Below are 4754 nucleotides of genomic sequence, written 5' to 3'. Positions count from 1 at the left end.
GGCCGCCGGCGCACGGCGGGCCGGGCGGCCCGGCGGCGGGCCGGGCGGGGGGAGCGGAACGGCGCGGTCACGGGGGACACCTCCGCGGCTGGACGGGCGTGATCGGCGCCCGTCGGGGAGCGGGTCACGGACGGGGGAGGGGACGGGTGGGGACGAAGCGGGCGGGAACACCGTAGGTCAATACGATCTCCTGCAAAGCACCACACGCCGGGCATCGGCCGCCCGGCCACCCGGCTGCGTCCGAGCGCGTCCCCCATTCGCGGTAACGTGAGGCGCGATCCTGCAGTCCCCCGGCGGGCGCTGCCGTCGCTGGCGGCTCGCCACGGGCCGTACCCCCGAGGAACCATGCCGCAGCAGCAGCCCCCGGCCGTCTCCGTGATCATGCCGGTGCTCAATGAGGAACGTCACCTGCGCAATTCCGTCCGGCACATCCTGGAGCAGGAGTACGCCGGCGAGATGGAGGTGGTGATCGCCCTCGGCCCGTCCACGGACCGTACGGACGAGATCGCCGCCGAGCTGGTCGCCGAAGACGCCCGGGTGCACACCGTGCCCAACCCCACCGGCCGTACCCCCGCGGCGCTGAACGCCGCGATCAAGGCGTCCCGGCATCCGATCGTGGTCCGCGTCGACGGCCACGGCATGCTCTCGCCGAACTACATCGCCACCGCCGTGCGCCTCCTGGAGGAGACCGGCGCGGCGAACGTCGGCGGCATCATGCACGCCGAGGGCGAGAACGCCTGGGAGGACGCGGTCGCGGCCGCGATGACCTCCAAGATCGGCGTCGGCAATGCCGCCTTCCACACGGGCGGCCAGGCCGGCCCCGCCGAGACCGTCTACCTCGGGGTGTTCCGGCGCGAGGCGCTGGAGCAGCAGGGCGGCTACAACGAGGAGTTCATCCGCGCCCAGGACTGGGAGCTGAACTTCCGTATCCGCGAGGCCGGCGGCCAGATCTGGTTCTCGCCGGAGCTGAAGGTGCAGTACCGCCCGCGGCCGAGCATCAAGGCGCTGGCCAAGCAGTACAAGGACTACGGCAAGTGGCGCCATGTCGTCGCCCGCTACCACGCCGGCTCGATCAATCTGCGCTATCTCGCGCCGCCGACCGCGGTGTGCGCCCTCGCGGCGGGCCTGGTGGTCGGCGCGGCGGTCACCCCCTGGGGCTTCGTCGTCCCGGCCGGCTACCTCGCCGCGATAGCGGCGGGCTCGGTCCCGGCCGGCAAGGGCCTGCCCCTGAAGGCACGCGCCCAGATCCCGGTGGCCCTCGCCACCATGCACATGTCCTGGGGCGTCGGCTTCCTGACCAGCCCCCGCTCGCTCGCCAAGAAGGTCATCGCCAGCCGCCGCCCGGCGGTGCTGAACCCGGCGACCGGCGCCGAATAGACCGGTCGGCCCGGGCCGCATCCGGCCCGGGCCTCCCCGTCTAGAACGTGTACTGCGGATTCACCTTCATACAGGCCTTGGTGTCCTCGCCGTTGAGCGCGTCCGCGCTGTCCGGGGCCTTGTCGGCGCCCTTCTTGTCGCCGGACTTCGGGTACGCCGACCCGCTGCGCCAGTCGTTGCCGACCACCAGCCGCATCCCGGTGGCCGAACTCGACTCCCGGACCGCGTCCTTGGGCAGACCGAGCGCCTTGGCCAGTGCCAGCGCGTCGCCCCGCTGGCCCTTGTCCCGGTACGTGAGGGTGGTGTCGGCCTGTGTGGTGAGCGCCGAGTCGGTGCCGGCCGAGGTGTAGCCGAGGCCGGCCAGCTGCTGCTGGATGACGGAGGCGCGGCCGGAGACCGGTCCGGTCACCGTGCTGTTGGTGCCGTTCTGCACCACAACTTTCAGCTGGTCCTTGGGAGTTGACGCCTTGGGGTCCGGCGTCGGCTTCTTCTTCTTGTCCTTGCCGTCCAGCGCGGTGTCGTTGCGCAGCATCGCGAAGGTCTCCTCCGCGTCGCCGGGCTTGGGCATGACATACCGCTCGCCGGGCCCGTACTGCCAGGGCATGGTCACCATCGTGATGCGCTTGGTCGGCACCCGGCTGAGGTCACCGCCCAGGTCGTAGAGCTTCTTGACGGTGTCGAGGCCGTCGTCGACGGTCAGCGCATTGGTCGCGGCCTCCGCCAGGTCACGCAGCTCCCCCGGGTTGGTGAGCTTGGCGTCCTTCTTCAGCTGACGGACCATCGAGTTCATGTACATGTGCTGGGCCTTGGCCCGGCCGATGTCGGTGTTGTCCTCGAAGCCGTAGCGGGTGCGCAGCCATTGGAGCGCCTGGACGCCCTTGACGGGGTGGGTGCCCTCCTTCATCCGCAGCCCGCTGCCGTGGCCCTTGCTGTCGTGCGAGTAGACGTTCTTGTCGACGCAGACCGGGACACCGCCGATGGCGTCCGCCATGTCCACCACGCCGGAGAAGTCGACCATCATGAAGTGGTCGATATAGACGCCGGTCAGCTCCTGCCAGGTGGCGAGCGTGCAGCCCGGACCGCCGTGCTGGAGCGACTCGTTGATGGCCGCGGTGGTCTGCGGAAAGACCTCGTGGGTCTTAGGGTCGGTGCACTGGGGGATCGTCACCCGGGTGTCCCGCGGGATGGAGATCACCGACATGCTGCTGCGGTCGGCGGAGACATGCACCAGCATCTGGACGTCGGCGAGCGGCTTGCGGTCCGCGTCCTGGCGGGCGCCGCCGAGCTTGATGTTCTCCTTGCTGTTCCGGCCGTCGGAGCCGAGCAGCAGGATGTTCAGCGGGCTCTGGCCGAACGCGTTGGGGTCCGGCTTCTTCAGGCCGCCACCGCCCAGCGAGCGGGGGGCCTTGCGGAGGTTGGCGTTGAGGTGCTCGTAGTACCAGTAGCCGGCGCCCGCGCCGCCCACTATGACGACGGCGAGGGTGAGGGCGGTCCAGCGCAGCACCTTGCGGCCCTTGCGGCGACGCGGCCGCCCCCCTTTGCGACGGCCGCCGTCGGCCGGCGCCTCACCGTCGCCTTCGGCGGGCACAGCGCTCCCTTCGGCGGGCACAGCGCTCCCTTCGGCGGGCACAGCGCTCCCTTCGGCGGGCACAACGCCGCCTTCGGGGGGCGTCCAGCCGGGCGCGTCCGGCGGCAGCCCCTTGTCCTCGTACATGCTGTCGTCCCAGCCCAGCTGCTGTGCGTCCGGCTGGCGCCGCCGGCGTGATCGGTCACCACGCACACTGCTCTGCCGCATTCGGCCCTCTCCCCGTTGTCAGTTCGGTGGTGCGCTCGGCGCCTTGGCAGGGCGGCCGGATCCCGCTCAGATCACTTCGCGCAGACGTTCTTGTCATCGGCATTGACGTTCTGCACCCCGTCCGGGGTTTCCGTCGGTGCCTCGATCGGGGTGCCGGGTGCCTTGAAGTCCTTGCCGAGGACGAGCTTCATCGGGACCCGGTCGCCGGCGTCCTGCGACGACTTCTTCAGCGCACTCTTGGGCAGGCCCATCCAGTCGGCGAGAGTGGCGGCCTGGTCGGCCTGGTTGGGGGCGTACTCAAGGCGGGTGGCGGCCAGCTTGGCCGGGGCGTTGCCGGCGTTGGTGGAGAGCTTGGCGCCCTTGTTGTTCTGCAGCCAGTCCACGGTCTCCTGCGCCGAGCCGATCGGCCCGCCGCCGTTGGTGACATCGACCCGCACGAGCTCGGGCGGCGCCTTCTTGGCCGGGCCGGAGCTCTTGCCCTTGCTCTTCTTGTGCTTGGCCAGGGTGTGGTCGGCCCGCACCATCGCGAACAGCGGGTCCGCCTTGGCCTGGTCCAGGATGACGGTGGCCTTGTCGTTGGGGTTGTCCAGCACCGGCACCGTGGCGAAGGTGACCTTGTCGATGTCGACCTTCTTGAGGTCGTTGCCGAAGTCCAGCAGCTTGCCCGCCGTACCGATACCGGTGTCGACGGTGAGCGCCCTGGTCGCCGCCTGGCTGACGTCGTAGAGCTTGCCGGGGCTGGAGAAGGCGCTGGACTTCAGCTTGCGGATCAGCGAGCTGAGGAACTGCTGCTGCATCTTGATCCGGTCCAGGTCGCTGCCGAATCCGATGGCGTGCCGGGTGCGGACGAACGCCAGCGCCTGCTCGCCCTTGACGGTGTGCCGGCCGGCCTTCAACTTCAGGTGCGACTTGGGGTCGTCGATGTCCTTGGCGGCGCAGACCTCGACGCCGTCCACCGCTTCGGACAGCTCCTTGACCGCGTTGAAGTCGGCCATCATGAAGTGGTTGATCTTCAGCCCGGTCAGCTTCTCCACGGTGCGCCAGGTGCAGCCGGGGTCCCGGCCCTCCTGGCCCAGGCTGGTGTTGAAGCGCACCCCGTGCTCACCGGGGATGACCTTCTTCGAGCCGTCCTTCTGCTTCGTCGGGCAGTTGGGGATGTCGGTGATCAGGTCGCGCGGGATGCTCAGCGCGGTGGCGTTCGACCGGTCCTTGGAGATGTGCATCAGGATCGTGGTGTCCGCGTGCCCGACGCTGCCGGAGTCGCCGTATCCCGAGTTGCCCTTCCCGGAGCGCGCGTCCGTCCCGATGATCAGGAGGTTCACCGGGCCGTCGGACACCGCGTCGTTCTCGACGCCGACGTCGACCTTGGAGATGTTCCCGTCCAGCTGCTGGTAGAGGTAGTACGCACCACCGCAGCCGACAACGAGGACAAAGCCGACCACGCCGGCCGTCCAGTACAGCGCCTTCTTCTTCCCGGACTTCTTCGGCTTGCGCTTACGGCGGCTCGCCGGACCCGATGCCGACGCCGTCGCGGTACGGCCGGCGGCCGCCCGGCGCGCCGCCCGCCCGCCGGTGGGGGGCT

Annotated in this window: 3 protein-coding genes; 1 reads left to right on the top strand and 2 read right to left on the bottom strand. The window is 70.1% G+C overall.

Annotated features, from left to right (window positions below):
- The first annotated feature begins 345 nt into the window (after positions 1-345).
- Complete coding sequence (locus DY245_RS34475) at positions 346-1377, top strand: glycosyltransferase family 2 protein (protein ID WP_128511048.1); 1032 nt, start codon at positions 346-348, stop codon at positions 1375-1377.
- A gap of 40 nt (positions 1378-1417) precedes the next feature.
- Here DY245_RS34475 and DY245_RS34470 read toward each other — a convergent pair whose 3' ends face one another.
- On the bottom strand, positions 1418-3172 hold the full coding sequence (locus DY245_RS34470) for an LCP family protein (RefSeq protein WP_128511047.1): 1755 nt from the start codon (positions 3170-3172) through the stop codon (positions 1418-1420).
- Between the two features lie 71 nt (positions 3173-3243).
- A partial coding sequence (locus tag DY245_RS34465; protein WP_244943450.1) for an LCP family protein occupies positions 3244-4754 on the bottom strand: 1511 nt, incomplete at its 5' end.

This window comes from Streptomyces inhibens (assembly GCF_003389455.1).
Classification (GTDB): Bacteria; Actinomycetota; Actinomycetes; order Streptomycetales; family Streptomycetaceae; genus Streptomyces; species Streptomyces inhibens.
Note: the sequence above shows the minus strand (reverse complement) of the source record. Positions and strands in the feature narration are given on the sequence as shown.

What these genes read in the sequence shown, in the direction of transcription:
- DY245_RS34475 (WP_128511048.1), top strand. Translation starts at nt 346, where the DNA reads ATGCCGCAGCAGCAGCCCCCGGCCGTCTCCGTGATCATGCCGGTGCTC.
- DY245_RS34470 (WP_128511047.1), bottom strand. Translation starts at nt 3,172, where the DNA reads ATGCGGCAGAGCAGTGTGCGTGGTGACCGATCACGCCGGCGGCGCCAG.